A 21,610-nucleotide genomic window follows, 5' to 3' on the forward strand; every position below is an offset into this window, starting at 1 on the left:
TCGTGGCGTGCCCGCCGGGCTGCCAACCCCTGACGTTCGACGCGCTTCAAGGTAAACTCGTCGCCCTTCGCAGGAGCCGCCATGAATTATCGCCACGCCTTCCACGCCGGCAATCACGCCGACGTGTTCAAACACCTGACCTTGACCCGCCTCATCGCGCTGATGTCGCGCAAGGAGCAGCCCTTCGCCTACCTCGACACCCACGCGGGCATCGGGCTGTACGACTTGCAGGGTGACCAGGCCAACCGTACCGGTGAGTACCTGGAAGGCATTGCGCGGTTGTGGGGCGAGGGCGACCTGCCGCCGTTGACCGCCGATTACATGAAGGTGCTGCACGAGATGAACCCGGACGGGCAGTTGCGCTACTACCCGGGCTCGCCGGAACTGGCGCGGCGCCTGACTCGGCCCCAGGACCGAGTGCTGCTCAACGAAAAGCACCCTGAAGACGGTGTGTTGCTCAAGGACAACATGAAAGGCGACCGTCGCGTGGCGGTGCACCTGGGTGAAGGCTGGCATGTGCCGCGGGCGTTGCTGCCGGTGGCCGAAAAGCGTGCCTTGATGCTGATCGATCCGCCCTTCGAGCAGCTTGACGAGATGCAGCGCTGCGCCGCCTCGCTCAAGGAGGCCGTTGGCCGGATGCGCCAGACGGTGGCAGCCATCTGGTACCCGGTGAAGGACCAGCGGATGTTGCGCCGCTTCTACCAGGACCTGGCCGGCACGGGAGCGCCGAAGCTGCTGCGCGTGGAACTGCTGGTGCACCCATTGGCGACGCCCAACAGCCTGAATGGCTCCGGCCTGGCGATTGCCAATCCGCCGTGGGGGCTGGAAGAAGAGTTGCGTGAGCTGCTGCCGTGGCTGTCGAAAAAGCTGGGGCAGACCCAGGGCGGGTGGCAGATGGATTGGTTGATCGCTGAGTGAGGTTTTGCTGGCGTCTGGAAGGGCGCTGTCGCGAGCAAGCTCGCTCCCACATGGGTTCTAGGGTGTACGCACCTGTGGGAGCGAGCTTGCTCGCGATGACGGCGGCACATCCAACATCACCGCCCAGGCCCACCGCTATCGCGAACAGACTTTTAGTCAGATCGGGCAGGTCACGCCGGTACCGCCAATCCCGCAATAGCCTTCCGGGTTCTTCGCCAGGTACTGCTGGTGATAGGCCTCGGCGAAGTAGAACGTCGGTGCTTCTTCGATTTCGGTGGTGATGGTGCCTTTGCCGGCCTTGGTCAACTCGGCCTGGAAGACTTGCTCGCTGTGTTTGGCCGCCGCCAGTTGGGCCGGGGTGGTGGCATAGATCACCGAACGGTACTGGGTGCCGATATCGTTCCCCTGGCGCATGCCCTGGGTCGGGTTGTGCAGTTCCCAGAACATCTTCAGAAGCTGTTCGTAGCTGACTTTCGCTGGTTCGTAGACCACCAGCACCACTTCGCTGTGGCCGGTCAGGCCCGAGCAGACTTCTTCGTACGTCGGGTTCGGTGTGAAACCACCGGCGTAACCCACCGCGGTACTGACCACGCCTTCGCGCTGCCAGAACTTGCGTTCCGCGCCCCAGAAGCAGCCGAGGCCGAAGATCGCGAAATCCACGTCCATGGCAAATGGGCCCAGCAGGGGCGCGTCGAGGACGAAGTGTTTGTCCGGCACAGTCATCGGGGTTTCACGGCCAGGCAGGGCTTGTTCTTGAGTAGGAAGCACGTTTTTATTCACCAGGATTTCCGAGCGCAAGACCATTATCAGTCCTCTCAGTCAGATTGAATTGAGCGAAATAGACCGCCAGTGTGCCTCAGAAAAGCCGCCGCAAGCTATACGCAGCTGTCAGACCAGAGGCCCGCGCGGGTAGCGCTTGAGCTTTTCGATCAGCTCCGCGCCGGGGATTGGCCGGTCGAACAGGTAGCCCTGGCCGACGTCGCAGCGGTGACGCCGCAGGAACGTCAGTTGCTGGGCGGTTTCGATGCCTTCGGCCACGACCTTGAGTTTCAGGTTATGAGCCATGGCGATCACCGCCGAGGTGATTTCCATGTCGTCCTGGTTGTCCGGGATCTCATGGATGAAGCTGCGATCGATCTTGATGATGTCGATCGGGAATTTTTTCAGGTAGCTCAGGGACGAATACCCGGTGCCAAAGTCGTCCATGGCCAGGGTCAGCCCCAGGCGCTTTAGCTGGTCGAGTTGCAAGTGGGTGTCTTCGGTGGCCTCCAGCAGCAGGCCTTCGGTCAACTCCAGTTCCAGCAGGCGGGCCGGCAGTTGTTCTTCCTTGAGGATGCTGGCGATGGAGGCGACCAGGTCCGGGTCGGAGAACTGCTTGGGCGACAGGTTGATCGCCACTTGCAGGTTGCCCAGGCCAGCCGCGGTCAGCTGTTTGCTCATCCGGCAGGCCTGGCGGGCGATCCATTTGCCGATGGGGATGATCAGGCCGGTTTCTTCGGCCACGCTGATGAACTGGTCCGGGCGGATCATGCCCTTTTCCGGATGGTTCCAGCGCAGCAGTGCCTCCATGCCCAGCAGACGGCCGCTGCGCAGGCACAACTTGGGTTGGTAGAACACGTCCAGTTCGTTCTGGGTCAGGGCGCGACGCAGGTTGTTTTCGACGAACAGCTTGTAACTCGCCTCGGCATTCAGCGCCTCGGTGAACACCTGGACCTGATGCTTGCCGTTGGCCTTGGCCTTGTGCAGGGCGAGGCCGGCGTTGCGCATCAGGGTCTGCGGATCACGGCCGTGCAGCGGCGCGCAGGCCAGGCCCACGGAGCCGGTCACGCTGATCAACTGGTTGTCGACGAACATCGGTTTATCGAGGGTCATCAGCAATTGGCTGGCGATCTGCTGCCCGGCCTCCAGGCTCGTGTCGTCCAGCAGCACGGCGAACTCGTTACTGGCGAATCGCGCCAGGCTGCCGCTGGGGCTCAGGCTGTTGCGCAGGCGCCGGGCCAGACTGATCAGCAGTTTGTCACCGGTCTGGTGACCGAGGCTGTCGTTGATGCGCTTGAAGTTGTCGATGTCCACCAGCAGCAGGCTGATGGGCGAATCACTGTCCCGGGCGAAGCGTTCATCGAGGTTGCGAATGAACGCCGGGCGGTTGCCCAGGTTGGTCAGGTTGTCGGTGTAGGCCAGGCGCTCGATGCGCTGCTGGGCCAGTTTGGTTTGGGTGATGTCTTCGTAGATGCCGATGTAGTGGGTCAGCTCGCGGTTGTCGCCGTAGACTTTGGAAATCGACAACTGGCCCCAGTAGGGTTCCAGGTTCTTGCGCCGGCTCTTGAACTCGCCCTGCCAACTGTTGCTCTGGGCCAGCGCCGAGGGCGCGTCGAACAGCAGCTCGCTGAGGTTCTCCAGGGCCGGCAGTTCCGAGAGGCGTTGGCCGTGGACTTCCTCGGTGGTGTACTGGGTGATGGCGGTGAAGCTTGGGTTGACGTACTCCACCACACCGTCGCAATTGACCAGCAGGAACGCGTTGGCGCTTTGCTCCACGGCGCGCTGGAACAGGTGCAGGGCGCTGGTGGCGGTGCGGCGGTTGTGGTTGTTGATGACCTGGGCGAACTGGTCCGCCAGCTCGCCGGCAAAGGCGATTTCATCCGACTGCCAGGCGCGGGTGGCCCCCACCTGTTCCAGGCACAGCACGCCCACCACTTGGCCGTCGATGCGCACGCTGGCGTCGAGGATGGCGTTGACGTCGCGAGCGCGCAGGCTCTCGGCCATTTCCCGGGTGCGCGGGTCGCGCATCGCATTGTGGGCGTCGATGGCACGACAGGTCTGCAGCGCCTCCATGTAGTCGGGGAACTCGTTGACGTCGATGACCGCCGGCAGGAAGTATTCCTGGGACGCGCGGTTGTAGGCGGAAATCGGCACCAGTTTGCCGTCGTCCAGGTTCCAGATACTGGCGCAGTCGATCTGATAGATGTCGCAGGCGCTGCGGGTGATGAGTTCGGCCGCTTCGAGCAAGGAGTTGTTGGCGCTGTAGCGTTGACGGGTCAGCAGCAGGATCAGGTCCTGTTGGGCCCGTACCCGGTCCAGATGCTGGAGCTGCTCCTGCTGGGCGCGCTGGTTCAGTTCCAGGGCGATCTGCAGGCGCGAGTTCTGGGTTTCCAAGTCCAGGGCCGGCATGGAGGGTTCGCTTTGCAGCAAATTGTCCACCACCAGCAGGTAACCGCGCAGCAGATGACGATTGTGCTGTTTGTAGGCTTCGCCCGTCTCCAGCACATTCATCGGGCCCTTGACGGTGTGGAGCGTGTAGCGAATCTGGTAATGCGCGGCCTGGGCCAATTGCTGCTGGATCGCGTCGTGCAATTGATAGCGCGCTTCGGGTTCCATCAGGCTGGCGTAGGGCGAGCTGACCAGCGAGCACAGTTCCACCGCCGGCAGGCCGAAGTGTCGCTCGCAGTTGGGGTCGAGAAACAACAGCGCCCAGCTAGCTTCATTCAGCCGTTCGAAACGCAGCATACCGAGCCGCGCGGGCACCGGTAACTGCGTCACTACCTCGGCCGCCATACGGCTGGCGGCATCGGGTTGGCTTTTCATGGGGAAACTCGCTTCGAAAATGCTGATCGCGCCGGGCTGACGCCCTCGTTATTACGGATTGGCGCAAGGTTGCATCATTGCGGCACTGGCTGACAAGAGAGATGAAGGCCAAGTGCTATAAACCTTTTATCGGCCGACAAAGGGATTTCTCCAGTCGCCAACCGATCAGAGGGCATGGAAGTTCATCGCAGCGCAATATCGAGTGTCTGCAAGGGCTCGCCGTCACGGTCGTGGAAGGTGACGTGAAGGCTCTGTGCCGTGACCTGCAGGCGGGCGAAGTTGTCCTGGCTCACCACTTCGCTGGTCAGTTCATAGCGGTACTCACCGCTGTCCGTGCGGGCCATGGGCCTGTGGAAAATAAAATCCGCGGCTTTTGCAAAAGGCAACAATTTGCTGTTGTAGAACGGCGAGGAAACGACGGTGTTGACCTCGAAATCAGGATCCTGAGTGTGCCGCAGGCGGCTGGTCATCGAGCCGTGGACGTCACCCGAGATGAACACCACGTTTTTGATCCGATAGCGGCGGATGGTTTCCAGCAAGCGCAGGCGTTGTTCCGGGAAGGCCTGCCAGGCATCGCCGTCATTGCGCTGGCGGTCAGGGAAAAACATCACGCTGGTAACGACGAGCTTGACCCGGGCGGGGCTGCTGACGAGCCATTCGAGCAGGGATTTTTCCTGGTCCGCGTCGAGGATGCGCCGATCGTCCGCCGACAGATTGCGTTGCGTCCGGCTGTCGGTGACGAACCAGTGGATATCGCCATGGGCAAAGGTGTACCAGTAGCGGGTCAACGACTTGTTCAATGTTCCGTCGCTCGACAGTTCATGGGCGGGCCCATGGCTGGCCTGGTAAAGCCCATAGGCGCTCATGGCATTGGCATACAGGACGTCGTCGTGGCCAGTTTTCCTGGCGGGCCAGTTGTCTTCGATTTCATGGTCGTCGAGGATCATGTAGGTCGGCGTGCCAGACATCAGCTTGCTGATGTGCGGTTGGGTAAATACCGTTCGGTATCTGAAAAGGATCTGCTTATAGGTTCGGTCCGGGCCGATGATATTCAAGTCATCGAGATAAACCTGGTCTCCGGTCATTAACACCGCGCTGATCGGTGGGGCGGCCTGTTCGACGATGCGATTGATGCCGGCAAAGGTGCGATCCCCAAGGCCGGGGAGTAGCGGGGTGCTGGCGGCGATCCGCAAGTAGCGACATGAGCCCACGATATAAGCACGTGGCGCATCGGGTTGGTCGGCCGGCGTGTGCAAACAATAGGTGTTCCGAGGCCATTGCAGTGGCAGTTCCTGGATGGTTTCCACGGTATGGGTCGGGCTCAAGGGGCTGAGCCAGCCGGCCTGGTATTCGTAGGCGGTGTCGGGCTGAAGGTCTTTCAACACGATCACATCGGACATGTCGCGGTAGGCCTTCAATTGGACAAAGTGCCCTTTTGACCAGCGTGTATCCCCTCGACGCCGGTGTCGTATACCGGCGAATACCCGGTTGTTGCCGTGATCGCCCCGCAGGAATATCCGCGCGTGGTCAGTGGTCGTGTGCCCGACAATGGGGCCGACGGTAGGTTTGTACATGTTCGAATCCATTCGAAGTTTTAGTCGGTGGGTGCAAGCATCAAGTGGCCTTGGCGGTTTTGATGCTAAAGCCCGGCGCGCCATAAATATCGACAGGGAAGGGGGCGCAAGTTGTGGGCAATGACTAACAGGGGGTGTAGTCATTTAAAACTTGCGGGGTAGGAAATACGGCTATCGCGAGCAAGCTCGCTCCCACAGGAGCACCTCAAATCCGCTGTGGGAGCGAACTTGCTCGCGATGAAGCCGCCACATCCAACATCCATGCACCTGGCTTGAATTCCAGGCAAAAAAAGCCCCGCCAAACGGACGGGGTTGAGGTACGAGCGTGGCGCTCGGAAAACAGTGCTCCGAATGGCCCTCCCCGAGGGAGGGCCGCCCGGTGTTACAGCAGGATGGTGCGAATGTCGCCCAGCAAGTCGCTCAAGCGCTTGGTGAAGCGTGCAGCGGCGGCGCCGTTGATCACACGGTGATCGTAGGACAGCGACAGTGGCAGCATCAGCTTCGGCTGGAAGGCTTTACCGTCCCAGACCGGCTGGATGGTGGCCTTGGAAACGCCCAGGATCGCCACTTCCGGTGCGTTGACGATCGGCGTGAAGCCGGTGCCGCCAATGTGACCGAGGCTGGAGATGGTGAAGCAGGCGCCCTGCATGTCGTCGGCGGTGAGCTTCTTGTTCCGGGCTTTTTCGGCCAGGGCAGCGGCTTCGCCAGCCAGTTGCAGCAAGCTCTTCTGGTCGACGTTGCGGATGACCGGTACCAGCAGGCCTTCCGGGGTGTCGACGGCAAAGCCGATGTGCACGTATTTCTTGCGGATCACAGCCTTGCCGCTTGGGGCCAGGGAGCTGTTGAAGTCCGGCAGTTCCTTGAGCAGGTGCGCACAGGCCTTGAGCAGCAGTGGCAGCACGGTCAGCTTCACGCCGGCCTTCTCCGCCACGGCTTTCTGCGCGACGCGGAAAGCTTCCAGCTCGGTGATGTCGGCCTGGTCGAACTGAGTCACGTGTGGAATGTTCAGCCAGCTGCGGTGCAGGCTCGACGCGCCGATCTGCATCAGGCGAGTCATGGCCACTTCTTCGGTTTCACCGAAGCGGCTGAAGTCCACCGCCGGGATCGGCGGGATGCCCGCGCCGCCAGTGGCGCCTTCGGCTGGTGCGTTCTTGGCCTTCTGCATCATGGCCTTGACGTAGGCTTGCACGTCTTCCTTGAGCACACGACCGTGAGGGCCGCTTGGGCCAACGGCCGACAGCTCGACACCGAATTCACGGGCCAACTGACGCACCGCCGGGCCGGCGTGTACCTTGGCACCGCTTGGCGCAGGCGCGGCGGCGGCAGGGGCAGGCGCAGCTTCGGCCTTAGCGGCAGGCGCGGCGGCTGGCGCTGCTTCAGCCTTGGCGGCAGGTGCAGCGGCCGGGGCTGGTGCGGCAGGTGCCGAGGCACCCGCCACTTTGAGCTTCAGGATCAGGTCACCGGTGCCGACTTCGTCTTCCAGCTTGATCTCGACGCTTTCCACCACACCGGCGGCCGGCGATGGGATTTCCATGCTGGCCTTGTCGGATTCCAGGGTGATCAGCGACTGATCGGCTTCGACGGTGTCGCCGACCTTGACCAGGACTTCGATGATCTTGGCCTTGCCCGACGAACCGATGTCCGGGACATGAATGTCCTGGACCGTGGCTGCGGCAGGCGCAGCGGCCGGAGCGGGAGCAGCTTCGGCGGCCGGTGCGGCGACAGGCTTTTCAGCCGCCGCCGGGGCAGCGGCGGGAGCGGCCGCTTCAGGCGCCGCAGCGGCGCCCTCGACTTCCAGCTCCAGCAGTTCGTCGCCTTCTTTCAGGCGATCGCCCAGCTTCACTTTCAGGCTCTTGATGACACCGGCCTTCGGCGCAGGCACTTCCATGCTGGCCTTGTCCGATTCAAGCGTCAGGATGCTCTGGTCGGCTTCGATACGGTCGCCGACCTTCACAAACAGTTCAATTACTTCACCTTCACCGCTGCCGATGTCAGGTACGCGAATGAGTTCGCTCACGAAAATTCTCCTCAGCAGTCCAGTGGGTTGCGTTTTTCCGGATCGATGCCGAACTTGGCGATGGCTTCGGCCACCACTTTAGGTTCGATATCGCCACGGTCAGCCAGGGCTTCCAGGGCTGCCAACACAACGAACTTACGGTCGACTTCGAAGAAGTGACGCAGCTTCTTGCGGCTGTCGCTACGGCCGAAACCGTCGGTGCCCAGGACTTTGAATTCCTTGGAAGGAACCCACTGGCGGATCTGCTCGGCGAACAGCTTCATGTAGTCGGTGGAGGCGATGACCGGACCTTTGCGGCCGTTCAGGCACTCTTCGACGTAGCTCAGCTTTGGCTTCTGGCCAGGGTGCAGACGGTTGCTGCGCTCTACGGCCAGGCCGTCGCGACGCAGTTCGTTGAAACTGGTGACGCTCCAGACGTCGGCGCCGACGTTGAACTCTTCACGCAGGATCTTCGCTGCCTCGCGCACTTCGCGCAGGATGGTGCCCGAACCCATCAACTGGACGTGGTGCGCCGCTTCGCGGGTGTCTTCCTCGAGCAGGTACATGCCCTTGACGATGCCTGCCTCGACGCCGGCCGGCATGGCTGGCTGCTGGTAGGACTCGTTCATCACGGTGATGTAGTAGAAGACGTCCTGTTGTTCTTCGGTCATCTTCTTCATGCCGTCCTGAATGATCACCGCCAGCTCGTAGCCGTAGGTCGGATCATAGGTGCGGCAGTTCGGGATGGTCCCGGCCAGCATGTGGCTGTGGCCGTCCTCGTGCTGCAGGCCTTCACCGTTGAGGGTGGTCCGGCCGGCGGTGCCGCCGATCAGGAAGCCGCGGGTACGGCTGTCGCCAGCGGCCCAGGCCAGGTCGCCGATGCGTTGGAAGCCGAACATCGAGTAGAAGATGTAGAACGGCAGCATCGGCTGGTTGTGGCTGGAGTACGAAGTACCGGCGGCAATGAAGGAGCTCATGGCGCCCGCTTCGTTGATGCCCTCTTCGAGGATCTGGCCCTTCTTGTCTTCGCGGTAGAACATCACCTGGTCTTTATCGACTGGCTCGTAGAGCTGGCCGACGGACGAGTAGATGCCCAATTGACGGAACATGCCTTCCATACCGAAGGTACGGGCTTCGTCCGGGATGATCGGGACGATGCGCTGGCCGATTTCCTTGTCCTTGACCAATTGCGCGAGGATTCGCACGAAGGCCATGGTGGTGGAGATTTCACGGTCGCCCGAACCGTCCAGGATCGCCTTGAGGGTCTCCAGTGGCGGGGTCGGAATGCTGAAGCTCTTGGCGCGACGCTGGGGCACGAAACCGCCCAGTGCGGCACGGCGCTCGGCCAGGTAACGGGCTTCGGCGCTGCCTTCTTCGGGCTTGAAGAACGGCAGGTTTTCCAGCTCGCTGTCCTTGACCGGGATGTCGAAGCGGTCGCGGAACAACTTCAGGCTGTCGACATCGACTTTCTTGGTGTTGTGCGCAGTGTTCTTCGCTTCGCCGGCACCGGTGCCATAACCCTTGATGGTCTTGGCCAGGATGACGGTCGGCTGTTCTTTGTGGTTGACCGCCTGGTGGTACGCCGCGTAGACCTTGTACGGGTCGTGGCCGCCACGGTTGAGCTTCCAGATCTCGTCGTCGGACAAGTCGGCAACCATGGCCTTGAGTTCAGGCGAGTTGAAGAAGTGTTCGCGGACGAACGCGCCGTCCTTGGCCTTGTAGTTCTGGTACTCGCCGTCGATGACTTCGTCCATGCGGCGTTGCAGGATGCCGTCGACGTCCTTGGCCAGCAGTGGGTCCCAGAAGCGGCCCCAGATGACTTTGTTGACGTTCCACTGGGCACCACGGAACACGCCTTCGAGTTCCTGGATGATCTTGGCGTTGCCGCGAACCGGACCGTCGAGGCGCTGCAGGTTGCAGTTGATGACGAAGATCAGGTTGTCCAGCTTCTCGCGGCCGGCCAGGGAGATCGCGCCCAGGGATTCCGGTTCGTCGCACTCGCCGTCACCCATGAAGCACCAGACTTTCTGCTTGCCTGGCTGGATGAAGCCGCGGGCTTCCAGGTACTTCATGAAACGCGCCTGGTAGATCGCCTGGATCGGGCCCAGACCCATGGACACGGTCGGGAACTGCCAGAAGTCCGGCATCAGCCAAGGGTGCGGGTACGAAGACAGACCGTTGCCGTCCACTTCCTGGCGGAAGTTGTTCATCTGGTCTTCGGTGATGCGGCCTTCCATGAACGCACGGGCGTAGACGCCTGGCGATGCGTGACCCTGGAAGTAGATCAGGTCGCCGCCGTGTTCGTCGGTCGGGGCCTGGAAGAAGTAGTTGAAGCCGATGTCATACAGCGTCGCGCTGGAGGCGAAGCTGGAGATGTGACCGCCCAGGTCAGAATCTTTCAGGTTGGTACGCATGACCATGGCCAACGCGTTCCAGCGTACCAGCGAGCGAATGCGGCGTTCCATGAACAGGTCGCCAGGCATGCGTGCTTCGTGGGTAACGGGGATCGTGTTGCGGTACGGCGTGGTGATGGCGTAGGGCAGTTGCGAGCCGCTGCGGGTCGCGAGTTCGCCCATGCGGGTCATCAGATAATGAGCGCGGTCTTCGCCTTCTTTGTCGAGAACCGATTCCAGGGCGTCCAGCCATTCCTGGGTTTCGACGGGATCGAGGTCTTGCATGGCTTGCTCCAGGGCGGAAAGGCTACCAGAATCGGTTGCCTGAGTTTGCGACTGGCCTTGTGGGCAGACGGTATAAATTCTTGGATTGCCGAAGGTTGTTTCGGCGGCGTGTAGTTTTACTACAAATCGTCGGCCGTTTCAGCCTTTCGAATGTATAGACGAGTAGTGAAACTACACATGAGCGGCGTATGGCCCCTCATTTCGTTGTGAGAATAATCGTTACTGTTGGTCTTTAGCCAACTCGAACAGGTAAAAACTTGATGCCGGCTGCCAATAAAATCAGATTTTCAGCTATTTATCATCTTTGTTCGACAGTCGATCAGGTAGTGTCTTGTGAAAAAACACTACATCCAGCTTCTCCCGCGCCGATCAAGGATAGACCATGAGCCTGCCCTCGCTTGCCCCGATACCGGAAATGGTACCGGCCATTCTCCAGTCATTGGTCAGTCGTGCCGAGCAGTCGTTCCGTGCGGCGGTCGCCTCCCTCGACGACGATCGCGGGCTGTCGGCCTGGACCCCGCAACGCTGGGAAGCGTTCAACCGTATTGCCGCCGCCAGTGACTTTGTCATCGAGCAGAGTGTGCGTGACCCTGCGATGCTGCTGGAGCTGGTACGCAGCGGCGAACTGGACCGCAGCCTGGCGCCCGGTGAAATGCGCGCGCAGATTGCTGCCGCCGTGCAGGCCGCCGAAACCGAAGACGAATTGGGTCGCGTCCTGCGCCGCCAGCGTACTCGCCAGCAGGTGCGGATCATCTGGCGCGACCTGAACCGTCAGGCCGATCTGGTCCAGACCTGTCGCGATCTCTCGGACATGGCCGACACTTGCATCGACCAGGCTTATCACTGGTTGTACCAACGCCTCAGCCAGCAATTCGGTACGCCCACCGGACGGCGCAGCGGCGAGCCGCAGCAGATGGTCATCCTGGGCATGGGCAAGCTGGGTGCCGTGGAGCTGAACCTGTCGTCGGACATCGACCTGATCTTCGCCTACCCCGAGGGCGGCGAAACCGTGGGCGTCAAGCGGCCGCTGGATAACCAGGAATTTTTCATCCGTGTTGGCCAGCGCCTGATCAAGGCCCTGGACCCGATGACCGTCGACGGCTTCGTGTTCCGCGTCGACATGCGCCTGCGCCCCTACGGCTCGGCCGGTGCGCTGGTGCTGAGCTTCAATGCCCTGGAGCAGTATTACCAGGATCAGGGGCGCGACTGGGAGCGCTACGCCATGATCAAGGCGCGGGTGGTGGCGGGCGATCAGGTGGCCGGCGCGCAATTGCTCGACATGCTGCGTCCATTCGTCTATCGGCGTTACCTGGATTTTTCCGCCATCGAAGCGCTGCGCACCATGAAGCAACTGATCCAGCAGGAAGTGCGGCGCAAGGGCATGGCCGACAACATCAAGCTGGGCTCGGGCGGCATTCGCGAGGTGGAGTTCATTGCCCAGGCGTTCCAGCTGATCCATGGCGGTCGGGACTTGAGCTTGCAGCAGCGCCCGCTGCTCAAAGTGTTGAGCACCCTGGAGGGCCAGGGGTACCTGCCGGCCAAGGTGATCGATGAGCTGCGCCAAGGCTATGAGTTCCTGCGTTATACCGAGCATGCGATCCAGGCCATCGCCGACCGCCAGACCCAGATGCTCCCGGACAGCCCGCAGGATCAGGCACGCATTGCATTCATGCTGGGGTTCGCCGACTGGTCGGCCTTTCACGAGCAGTTGATGTACTGGCGCGGGCGCGTTGCCTGGCATTTCGGCCAGGTCATCGCCGACCCGGATGAAGAAGAGGGCGGCGAAAGCGAAGTGGTGGTGGGCGGCGAATGGTTGCCATTGTGGGAAGACAGCCAGGATGAAGGGGCGGCGTGCCGTCAGTTGGAAGAGGGCGGCTTCGCCGATGCGCCCAAAGCTCTCAAGGCCCTGGCCGCCTTGCGCGGCAGCCCGCAATTGCGCGCCATGCAACGCTTGGGGCGCGAGCGTCTGGATGCGTTCATTCCGCGCCTGCTGGCCCAGGCCGTGGAGCACGCCGATCCGGACCTGGTGCTGGAGCGGGTACTGCCCTTGGTGGAGGCCGTGGCCCGCCGTTCGGCCTACCTGGTGTTGTTGACGGAAAACCCCGGCGCCCTGCGGCGCTTGCTGACGCTGTGCGCGGCGAGCCCGTGGATTGCTGAGCAAATCACCCGTTTCCCGTTGCTGCTCGATGAGTTGCTTAACGAGGGTCGGCTGTTCAAACCGCCGCTGGCGCCGGAGTTGGCCGCGGAGTTGCGCGAGCGCCTGACGCGCATTCCCGAGGATGACCTGGAGCAGCAAATGGAGGCGTTGCGGCATTTCAAGCTGGCGCACCGCCTGCGGGTGGCGGCTTCGGAAATCGCCGGCAGCCTGCCGCTGATGAAGGTCAGCGATTACCTGACCTGGCTGGCCGAGGCGATTCTCGAGCAAGTGCTGGCCCTGGCCTGGCGCCAGACGGCCGCCAAGCACGGCGTTCCATTGCGCACCGACGGCAGCCTGTGCGATCCGGGCTTCATTATTGTCGGTTATGGGAAAGTCGGCGGTCTGGAATTGGGGCATGGTTCCGACCTGGACCTGGTGTTCATCCACGATGGCGACCCGCAGGCGGAAACCGACGGCCCGAAACCCATCGACGGCGCGCAGTTCTTCACCCGGCTCGGTCAACGGATCATTCACCTGCTGACGGCCCAGACCAACTCCGGGCAACTATATGAAGTGGACATGCGCCTGCGACCTTCCGGGGCGTCGGGGCTGCTGGTCAGCTCCCTCGGGGCGTTCGCCCGTTACCAGGAGAACGAGGCCTGGACCTGGGAACATCAGGCGCTGGTGCGAGCCCGTGTGCTGGTGGGCAGCCAGGATGTGGGCCAAGCGTTCGAGAAGGTCCGCGTCCAGATATTGGGACGCAAGCGTGACTTGCCAACGCTGCGCCAGGAAGTCAGCGAGATGCGCGCCAAGATGCGCGACAACCTTGGCAGCAAGGCCACCGCCGCCGGGACTGCGGAGAATGCTTTCGAGGCCACGGCGCCCTTCGACCTCAAGCAGGATGCCGGAGGTATCGTCGATATTGAATTTATGGTGCAATACGCGGCCCTGGCGTGGTCCCAAGAGCATCCATCGCTAGTGCGCTACACCGATAACATCCGCATCCTGGACGGGTTGCAAGAGCTCGGGTTGATGCCGGCCGAAGATGCCACGCTGTTGCGCGAAGCCTACAAAGCCTACCGCTCCGCCGCCCACCGCCAGGCCTTGCAGAAAGATGCCGGGGTGATCGCAGGCGACCAGTTCGTGGATGAGCGTCGGCAGGTATTGCGGATCTGGCGGGCGCTGGGGCTGAGCTGAAGCTTTAAATGTGGGAGCGGGCTTGCTCGCGATAGCGGAATGTCAGGCGACATTGGTGTTGGATGCGCTGGCCTCTTCGCGAGCAAGCTCGCTCCCACAGTGGATTGGTGGTGCTGCACGGTATTTGAAACCTATGCAGGACCCTGGTGGGAGCGAGCTTGCTCGCGATAGCGGAACAGCAGGCAGCATGGATGTTGAATGTCATGGTCCTATCACGAGCAAGCTTGCTCCCACAGTTGTAGATTAGGGCAACAGGCAACGACCTAAGCCACAGTGATTCTCGAGGCGGGGAGGCGTAGGCCTCCCCGTATCGTTTTTGGAAAGCACATGAATATTCTGATCGTTGGGCCCAGTTGGGTCGGTGATATGGTGATGGCGCAGACACTGTTCCAGTGCCTGAAACAGCGTCATCCGCAGTGCGAAATCGACGTCCTGGCCCCCGAGTGGAGCCGGCCGATCCTGGAGCGCATGCCCGAAGTGCGCAAGGCCTTGAGCTTCCCGCTCGGCCACGGCGTGCTGGAGCTGGCGACCCGTCGACGCATCGGCAAATCCCTGGCCGGTCAGTACGACCAGGCGATCCTGTTACCCAATTCGTTGAAATCGGCGTTGGTACCGTTCTTTGCCGGTATTGCCAAGCGCACCGGTTGGCGTGGCGAGTTTCGCTACGGCCTGCTCAACGACGTGCGCGCCCTGGATAAAGACCGTTACCCGCTGATGATCGAACGTTTCATGGCCCTGGCCTACGCGCCGGAGGCCGAGTTGCCCAAACCGTATCCGCGGCCGAGCCTGCGGATCGACCCGGTGACCCGTGACGCAGCGCTGGCCAAGTTCGGCCTGAGCCTGGATCGTCCGGTGCTGGCCTTGTGCCCAGGGGCCGAGTTCGGCGAATCCAAGCGCTGGCCGGCGGAGCATTACGCCCAGGTGGCCGAAGCGAAGATTCGCGACGGCTGGCAAGTCTGGCTGTTCGGCTCGAAAAAAGATCACCCGGTGGGCGAGGACATTCGCTCGCGATTGATCCCGGGCCTTCGGGAAGAGGCAGTGAACCTCAGTGGCGACACCTCCCTGGCCGAGGCCATCGACCTGCTGTCCTGCGCCGATTCGGTGGTCTCCAACGACTCGGGCCTGATGCATGTGGCCGCAGCCCTGAACCGCCCGTTGGTGGCGGTCTACGGTTCCACCTCGCCAGGCTTCACGCCGCCGTTGGCCGACCAGGTCGAAGTCGTGCGCCTGGGCATCGAATGCAGCCCGTGCTTCGACCGCACCTGCCGTTTCGGCCACTACAATTGCCTGCGCCAGCTCATGCCACCGTCGGTGAACGAGGCGCTGGAGCGTTTGCAGGGCACACCCGTGGAGGTTCGGTAACTTGCGGGTATTGCTGATCAAGACCTCTTCGCTGGGGGATGTGGTCCACACCCTGCCGGCGCTGACCGATGCGGCGCGGGCGATTCCGGGCATCAAGTTCGATTGGGTGGTGGAAGAAGGCTTCGCCGAAATCCCCACCTGGCACCCGGCCGTGGGCAAGGTCATTCCGGTGGCGATCCGGCGTTGGCGCAAGAACCTCTGGCAAACCATCAAGAGCGGCGAATGGCGACGCTTCAAGCAGAGTGTGCGCGCCGAAAAATATGACTTGGTGATTGACGCCCAGGGCCTTCTGAAAAGCGCCTGGCTGACCCGTTACGTCAAGGCGCCAGTGGCCGGTCTGGACAAAAATTCGGCACGTGAGCCCCTGGCGGCGCGCTTTTATTCCCGGCGCCTGGCGGTGGCCCGTGGTCAGCATGCGGTCGAGCGCGTGCGCCAGCTGTTTGCCGTGGCGCTAGGGTATGACTTGCCGCAGACGCTGGGTAACTATGGCCTCGATGTCGACCGGCTGGTGGAGTTGCCACGTCCCTATCCCTACGTGGTGTTCCTGCACGGCACCACTTGGGAGTCCAAGCATTGGCCCGAACTTTACTGGCGCCAGCTCACCGAACGCATGGGGCAGTTCGGCGTGGTCGTCAAGCTGCCGTGGGGCAACCCGGCCGAAAAGGCCCGGGCCGAACGCATCGCCAGCGGGCTGCGCAATGCCTTGGTCCTGCCGAAGCTGAACCTCGGCGGCATGGGCAAAGTGCTTGCCGGCGCCCAGGCCTGCGTGGCCGTGGATACCGGCCTCGGGCATCTGGCCGCGGCCCTGGACGTGCCGACCATTTCGCTGCTCGGCCCGACCAACCCGGTGCTGACCGGTGCCTATGGCAAGGGCCAGATTCACCTCGCCAGTGATTTCCCTTGCGCACCGTGCATGCAGAAACATTGCACTTATCCGCCGACCGCCGAAGATGCCCGGCGGTTTGACCTGAAACGCGAGCAGCCCTTGTGCTTCACGCGTCTGAACCCCGAGCGTGTTGCCAGCCACCTGAGCACGTTATTGGCTGAGGAGCCGCGCTGATGCAATTGGCTTTTGTCCTTTACAAGTACTTCCCCTTCGGTGGCCTGCAGCGTGACTTCATGCGCATCGCCCTTGAATGCCAGCGACGCGGTCACCAGATCCGTGTCTACACGCTGATTTGGGAAGGTGACGTGCCGCCCGGCTTCGAGGTGCTGGTGGCGCCGGTCAAGGCGCTGTTCAATCATCGCCGCAACGAGAAACTCAGTGCGTGGATGGAGGCCGATCTGGCCAAGCGCCCGGTGGACCGGTTGATCGGCTTCAACAAAATGCCTGGCCTGGACGTGTACTACGCCGCCGACGGCTGTTTCGAAGACAAGGCGCAGAACCTGCGCAACTCGCTGTACCGGCGCTGGGGCCGCTACCGGCATTTCGCCGAGTACGAGCGGGCCGTGTTCGCCAAGGATGCAAAAACCGACGTACTGATGATTTCCGAAGTCCAGCAGCCGCTGTTCATCAAGCACTACGGCACACCGTTGGAACGCTTTCACCTGCTGCCACCGGGCATCGCCCAGGACCGCCGGCGGCCCGCCGATGCCGATGAGATCCGCGCCGCGTTCCGGGCCGAATTCGAACTGGCCGACGACGACCTGCTGCTGGTGCAGATTGGCTCCGGGTTCAAGACCAAGGGCGTGGATCGCAGCCTCAAGGCCCTGGCCGCGTTGCCAGCCGACCTGCGAAAACGCACCCGGCTATTTGTAATTGGCCAGGACGACCCCAAGGTATTCCAACTGCAGAGTGCCGCGCTGGGTCTGGGCGACAATGTGCGGTTCCTCAAGGGCCGCAGCGACATCCCGCGCTTCCTGCTGGGCGCCAATCTGTTGATCCATCCGGCGTACAACGAGAATACCGGCACCGTACTGCTCGAAGCACTGGTGGCCGGGTTGCCGGTATTGGTCAGCGCGGTGTGTGGGTACGCCCATTACATCGCCGAGGCCGACAGTGGCCTGGTACTGGATGAGCCGTTCGAACAAGCCCAGCTCAACGAATACCTGGGCCGCATGTTGAACGATGCCGATGCCCGGGCGGCCTGGAGCCGCAACGGTCTGGTCTTCGCCGAGACGGCCGACCTCTACAGCATGCCGCAGCACGCGGCCGATGTGATATTGGCGGAGCACGCACAATGAAGTTGATGCTGGCCGAACCGTTCAAGAGCCTTTGGGCCGGGCGCGATGCGTTCACCGAAGTCGAAGCGCTCGAGGGCGAGGTCTATCGTGAACTGGAAGCCCGGCGCACCTTGCGCACGGAGGTGGACGGTCGCGGCTTTTTCGTGAAGATCCACCGTGGCATCGGTTGGGGCGAGATCTTCAAGAACTTGTTCACCGCCAAGCTGCCGGTCCTCGGTGCAGGGCAGGAGTGGAAGGCTATCCAGCGTTTGCAGGAAGCCGGCGTGCCGACCATGACCGCTGTCGCCTACGGCGAAAAGGGCAGCAACCCGGCGAACCAGCACTCGTTCATCGTCACCGAAGAGCTGGCGCCGACCGTCAGCCTCGAAGATTTCAGCATTGACTGGGTCAAACAGCCGCCGCAGCCGACGCTCAAGCGTGCGCTGATCGCCGAAGTGGCGCGTATGACCGGCATGATGCACCGCGCTGGCGTCAACCATCGTGACTGCTACATCTGCCACTTTCTGCTGCACACCGACAAGCCGGTGACTCCTGGGGATTTCAAACTCTCGGTGATCGACCTGCACCGCGCCCAGACCCGTCCCGCCATCACCACTCGCTGGCGCAACAAGGACCTGGCGGCGCTGTATTTCTCGGCGCTGGACATCGGCCTGACCCGCCGCGACAAGCTGCGTTTTCTCAAGGGGTATTTCCAGCAGCCGCTGCGGCGGATCCTCGCCGATGAGGCTCCGTTGCTGACCTGGCTCGAAGGCAAGGCCAACAAACTGTATGCCCGCAAGCAGCGGTACGGGGACGCGCTCTGATGTCGGGTTGGAATCTGGAACCGGAATACGTCGAGCTGGCCGAGGACTTTGGCAGCCTTGAAGCGGTGTTTGCGTTACAAGGGGAGCGTTTGACCCGTGACCCGTTGTCAGAGGTGATCCGGGTGCAGCGCAACGGCGTGAACTATTACGTCAAGCGCTACGTCGGCGCCGGCAAAGGCTTGCGGCGTTACCTGGGCAAGCCGCGGGTCAAGTCCGAATGGCAGAACCTCAAGCGCTTCGCCAAATGGGGCATTCCCACCGCCGAGGTCGTGGGCTGGGGCTTGGAGCGAAACGGTGCGAGTTACGCCCGTGGCGCGCTGATCACCCGCGAGCTGCCCCACACCGAAGACCTCTCGGCGCTCGCCGAGCGTCACGATTCGCGGCTGGCGGACCGTGCCTGGGTCGATCATGTCAGCCGGCAACTGGCCGGCTATACGCGGACCATGCACGACCACCGCTTCACCCATAACGATCTGAAGTGGCGCAACCTGTTGATCGACGACCACTCGCAGCTGTTTCTGATCGACTGCCCGAATGGGGACTTCTGGCGTGGTTTCTGGCTCAAGTACCGCATCACCAAGGACTTGGCGTGCCTGGATAAAGTGGCCAAATACCATTTATCGACCACGCAGCGCCTGCGTTTTTACCTGCAATACCGCCAGCGCGACCGACTCGATGCGTGCGACAAGAAACGCATCCGTCACGTGGTGAGATTTTTCGAGGGGCGTGAATGACTGACTTTCTGGCCGCTGAAGACCGAGCGTTGCTGCAACGCCATGGCCTGGACAGCTTCGAGGCCTTGTGGGCGCGGCAACTGGATGCGGTGGACGAACCCAACACCTCGGGCGACGGCTGGAGCAGCGTGTTCCGGCTGGAGCTGGACGGGCAGGGTTATTACCTCAAGCGCCAAAGCAATTACCTGACCCGGACCTGGTCCCACCCTTTCGGCGAGCCGAGTTTTTCCCGGGAATTTCGCAACATCAGCCGTTATCGGCAGTTGGGGATTCCGGCCTTGCAAGCGGTGTTCTATGGTCAGCGCAAGGTGGAAGGCGAGGTCCGGGCGATCCTGCTGACCCGGGCCCTGGATGGCTGGGACGACCTGGACTCGCTGTTGCAACGCTGGCCGAGCCTGACGGCGACGCAGCGCACCACCGTCCTCAACGCCTGCGGGCAGTTGGCGCGGCGCCTGCATGGCATGCATCAGGTGCACGGTTGCTTCTATCCCAAACACATCTTCCTGCGAGCTACCGCCGACGGTTACCAAGCGCAATTGATCGACTTGGAAAAGACTCGGCCGCTGCTGTTTGGTCGGCGTGATCGGGTCAAGGACCTGGAGCCGCTGTTGCGGCGCGCGTCCATCTGGAGTGATGCCGATGTACGCCAGCTGTTGTCTGCCTACCTGGCTCAACCGCTCGATGCCGGGCTGGTCGATAGCTGGATGGACCGCCTGAGCGCCCGGCGCAGCCACAAGGGAGCCCGTTGATGCATTTGTCCGAATTGAAGAGCGCCGGCCGCAGCCCCAGTCTGCCACTGAGCCTGGAATTGGCCGACGCCGCTGGCCCAGCGCAATTGCAGCTGCTTTCGCTGTTGCGGGTGTTGCCGGGGCAGCGCTATGTCGGGGCGGGCATCTGGCGTGGTCGGCCGGTGCTGGCCAAATTATTGGTGGGCAACAAGGCTGCCCGGCACTTCCAGCGGGAACTGCAAGGCGTGCGCTTGCTGGCGGAACAAGGACTGACGACGCCGTTGTTGCTCGCCGATGGCTTGAACGAGGCTGAAGGTGGCTGGTTGTTGTTCGAATTGCTCGAAGACGCCGAGAGCCTGGGGGATGCCTGGCAACAGGTCGAACACCTACCCTTACTGGCCGACGAACAAACGGCGGTGCTGGCCGAAGCCCTGGGCGCCATTGCGCAGCTGCATGGCAAAGGCCTGTGGCAGGAGGACCTGCACCTGGACAATCTGTTGCGCCACGACGGCAAGCTCTACTTGATCGACGGTGCCGGCATCCGCGCCGAAACCCCAGGGCAACCGTTGTCGCGGCAGAAAGTCCTGGAGAACCTGGGGGTGTTTTTCGCCCAGCTTCCCAAAACCCTCCAACCGTTCAACGAAGAGCTGTTGGTGTATTACCTCTTGGGCAACGCCGAACACGCGCTGCCCATGGAAGCGCTGCAAAAACAGATCGACAAGGTGCAGGCCTGGCGCCTGAAGGATTTCCTCGAAAAAGTCGGGCGTGAGTGCAGTCTGTTCAGCGTACAGCGCGGGGCGTTCGGCTTACGGGCGATCCGTCGGGATGAAGAAGCGGCCATGACGCCGGTGCTGGAGCGGGCCGATGCGCTGCTCGACCAGGGCCATCTGTACAAGACCGGCGGCGCGGCCAGCGTCGGCAAAGTCGAGGTGAACGGTCGCACCTTGGTGATCAAGCGCTACAACATCAAGAACTTCGCCCACTGGCTCAAGCGCTTCTGGCGCCCGAGCCGGGCCTGGCATTCTTGGCGCGAAGGCCATCGCCTGGCCTTCCTCGGCATTGCCACGCCCAAGCCACTGGCCTTGCTGGAAAAGCGTTTCCTGTGGCTGCGCCGTGGCGCCTACCTGGTCACCGAACACCTGTCGGGACCGGACATCATCGAGCGCTTCGGCCCTTATGTGGAAAGCGGTGAAGCCCCCGAAGCTGAGTTGCTGGCGCTGGATCGCTTGTTCGCCGACCTGATCCGCGAGCGCATCAGCCATGGCGACTTCAAGGGTCACAATCTGTTCTGGCGGCACGATCGCTGGGCGCTGATCGACCTCGACTCGATGTGCCAGCACCGCACCCAGGCCAGCTTCGCCCCGGCCTACGCCCGGGATCGGGCGCGGTTCATGCGCAACTGGCCGCAGGACAGTGCGTTGTATCGGGTGATCGATCAGCGGGTGCCCAAAACAGTCGATAGCACCTCGTAGAGTCCTGTGGCGAGGGAGCTTGCTCCCGCTGGGCCGCGCAGCCGCCCCAAAAGCCATCCAATGCGGTGCGCCAGGAAGAAAACGGCGGGCAGGTTTTACGACTGCTGCGCAGCCGAGCGGGAGCAAGCTCCCTCGCCACAGGGGCGGTGCTCTGCCTACCCAATTAACACCGGACAGCGGCCCGCACTCACCGCTAGAGGCTTAAGATCGCTTTTAAGCTATAATCCCGCCCTTTAGCTGCCCCG

At 62.3% G+C, this 21,610-nt stretch carries 14 protein-coding genes; 9 read left to right on the plus strand and 5 right to left on the minus strand.

Features of this window, described 5'->3' with window-relative positions; translation table 11 throughout:
* The first annotated feature begins 81 nt into the window (after positions 1 to 81).
* Positions 82 to 918, plus strand: coding sequence for a 23S rRNA (adenine(2030)-N(6))-methyltransferase RlmJ (locus AB7M32_RS07045; protein ID WP_092444649.1), 837 nt, complete (start codon positions 82 to 84; stop codon positions 916 to 918).
* A 156-nt stretch (positions 919 to 1,074) separates the two neighbouring features.
* Here AB7M32_RS07045 and msrA read toward each other — a convergent pair whose 3' ends face one another.
* The 5 genes from msrA to aceE form a co-directional block, all read right to left on the minus strand.
* On the minus strand, positions 1,075 to 1,722 hold the full coding sequence (msrA, locus tag AB7M32_RS07050) for a peptide-methionine (S)-S-oxide reductase MsrA (protein WP_063323235.1): 648 nt from the start codon (positions 1,720 to 1,722) through the stop codon (positions 1,075 to 1,077).
* 84 nt (positions 1,723 to 1,806) lie between these two features.
* Positions 1,807 to 4,500, minus strand: a complete 2,694-nt coding sequence (locus tag AB7M32_RS07055) for a putative bifunctional diguanylate cyclase/phosphodiesterase (protein WP_072407199.1) — start codon at positions 4,498 to 4,500, stop codon at positions 1,807 to 1,809.
* A 182-nt stretch (positions 4,501 to 4,682) separates the two neighbouring features.
* Positions 4,683 to 6,074, minus strand: coding sequence for an alkaline phosphatase D family protein (locus AB7M32_RS07060; protein ID WP_454249487.1), 1,392 nt, complete (start codon positions 6,072 to 6,074; stop codon positions 4,683 to 4,685).
* Between the two features lie 382 nt (positions 6,075 to 6,456).
* Positions 6,457 to 8,091 carry a dihydrolipoyllysine-residue acetyltransferase gene (gene aceF, locus AB7M32_RS07065; RefSeq protein WP_454249488.1) on the minus strand — a complete coding sequence of 545 codons (1,635 nt, stop codon included), beginning with the start codon at positions 8,089 to 8,091 and terminating at the stop codon, positions 6,457 to 6,459.
* Between the two features lie 11 nt (positions 8,092 to 8,102).
* Entirely contained in the window at positions 8,103 to 10,748 is a 2,646-nt protein-coding gene (aceE, locus tag AB7M32_RS07070) for a pyruvate dehydrogenase (acetyl-transferring), homodimeric type (protein WP_053117793.1), read from the minus strand.
* A gap of 382 nt (positions 10,749 to 11,130) precedes the next feature.
* On the opposite strand from aceE, the gene glnE reads away from it, so the two are divergent.
* From glnE to AB7M32_RS07110, 8 genes are all read left to right on the plus strand, one after another.
* Positions 11,131 to 14,082, plus strand: coding sequence for a bifunctional [glutamate--ammonia ligase]-adenylyl-L-tyrosine phosphorylase/[glutamate--ammonia-ligase] adenylyltransferase (gene glnE / locus AB7M32_RS07075; RefSeq protein WP_454249489.1), 2,952 nt, complete (start codon positions 11,131 to 11,133; stop codon positions 14,080 to 14,082).
* Between the two features lie 327 nt (positions 14,083 to 14,409).
* Positions 14,410 to 15,444: a lipopolysaccharide heptosyltransferase II gene (waaF, locus tag AB7M32_RS07080; protein WP_454249490.1), complete on the plus strand. Its 1,035-nt coding sequence runs from the start codon at positions 14,410 to 14,412 to the stop codon at positions 15,442 to 15,444.
* A 1-nt stretch (position 15,445) separates the two neighbouring features.
* The gene (gene waaC, locus AB7M32_RS07085) at positions 15,446 to 16,504 is read left to right on the plus strand and encodes a lipopolysaccharide heptosyltransferase I (protein ID WP_060739473.1); all 1,059 of its coding nucleotides are present in this window, start codon (positions 15,446 to 15,448) and stop codon (positions 16,502 to 16,504) included.
* Positions 16,504 to 17,628, plus strand: a complete 1,125-nt coding sequence (locus AB7M32_RS07090; protein WP_454249491.1) for a glycosyltransferase family 4 protein — start codon at positions 16,504 to 16,506, stop codon at positions 17,626 to 17,628. The genes waaC and AB7M32_RS07090 overlap by 1 nt, the downstream gene beginning before the upstream one ends.
* Positions 17,625 to 18,431 (plus strand): lipopolysaccharide core heptose(I) kinase RfaP, encoded by an 807-nt coding sequence (rfaP, locus tag AB7M32_RS07095; RefSeq protein WP_454249492.1) that lies wholly within the window; start codon positions 17,625 to 17,627, stop codon positions 18,429 to 18,431. Before AB7M32_RS07090 ends, rfaP begins: the two co-directional genes overlap by 4 nt.
* Complete coding sequence (locus AB7M32_RS07100) at positions 18,431 to 19,165, plus strand: lipopolysaccharide kinase InaA family protein (RefSeq protein WP_454249493.1); 735 nt, start codon at positions 18,431 to 18,433, stop codon at positions 19,163 to 19,165. Before rfaP ends, AB7M32_RS07100 begins: the two co-directional genes overlap by 1 nt.
* Entirely contained in the window at positions 19,162 to 19,914 is a 753-nt protein-coding gene (locus tag AB7M32_RS07105; protein ID WP_454249494.1) for a lipopolysaccharide kinase InaA family protein, read from the plus strand. Before AB7M32_RS07100 ends, AB7M32_RS07105 begins: the two co-directional genes overlap by 4 nt.
* A complete protein-coding gene (locus AB7M32_RS07110; RefSeq protein WP_454249495.1) occupies positions 19,914 to 21,365 on the plus strand; it encodes a lipopolysaccharide kinase InaA family protein in 1,452 nt (483 codons plus the stop codon). The genes AB7M32_RS07105 and AB7M32_RS07110 overlap by 1 nt, the downstream gene beginning before the upstream one ends.
* Positions 21,366 to 21,610 lie beyond the last annotated feature (245 nt).

Source organism: Pseudomonas sp. R151218B TE3479, assembly GCF_053629195.1.

What these genes read in the sequence shown, in the direction of transcription:
- glnE (WP_454249489.1), top strand. Translation starts at nt 11,131, where the DNA reads ATGAGCCTGCCCTCGCTTGCCCCGATACCGGAAATGGTACCGGCCATT.
- AB7M32_RS07060 (WP_454249487.1), bottom strand. Translation starts at nt 6,074, where the DNA reads ATGTACAAACCTACCGTCGGCCCCATTGTCGGGCACACGACCACTGAC.
- rfaP (WP_454249492.1), top strand. Translation starts at nt 17,625, where the DNA reads ATGAAGTTGATGCTGGCCGAACCGTTCAAGAGCCTTTGGGCCGGGCGC.
- AB7M32_RS07100 (WP_454249493.1), top strand. Translation starts at nt 18,431, where the DNA reads ATGTCGGGTTGGAATCTGGAACCGGAATACGTCGAGCTGGCCGAGGAC.
- msrA (WP_063323235.1), bottom strand. Translation starts at nt 1,722, where the DNA reads ATGGTCTTGCGCTCGGAAATCCTGGTGAATAAAAACGTGCTTCCTACT.
- AB7M32_RS07110 (WP_454249495.1), top strand. Translation starts at nt 19,914, where the DNA reads ATGCATTTGTCCGAATTGAAGAGCGCCGGCCGCAGCCCCAGTCTGCCA.
- AB7M32_RS07055 (WP_072407199.1), bottom strand. Translation starts at nt 4,500, where the DNA reads ATGAAAAGCCAACCCGATGCCGCCAGCCGTATGGCGGCCGAGGTAGTG.
- AB7M32_RS07045 (WP_092444649.1), top strand. Translation starts at nt 82, where the DNA reads ATGAATTATCGCCACGCCTTCCACGCCGGCAATCACGCCGACGTGTTC.
- AB7M32_RS07105 (WP_454249494.1), top strand. Translation starts at nt 19,162, where the DNA reads ATGACTGACTTTCTGGCCGCTGAAGACCGAGCGTTGCTGCAACGCCAT.
- AB7M32_RS07090 (WP_454249491.1), top strand. Translation starts at nt 16,504, where the DNA reads ATGCAATTGGCTTTTGTCCTTTACAAGTACTTCCCCTTCGGTGGCCTG.
- waaF (WP_454249490.1), top strand. Translation starts at nt 14,410, where the DNA reads ATGAATATTCTGATCGTTGGGCCCAGTTGGGTCGGTGATATGGTGATG.
- aceE (WP_053117793.1), bottom strand. Translation starts at nt 10,748, where the DNA reads ATGCAAGACCTCGATCCCGTCGAAACCCAGGAATGGCTGGACGCCCTG.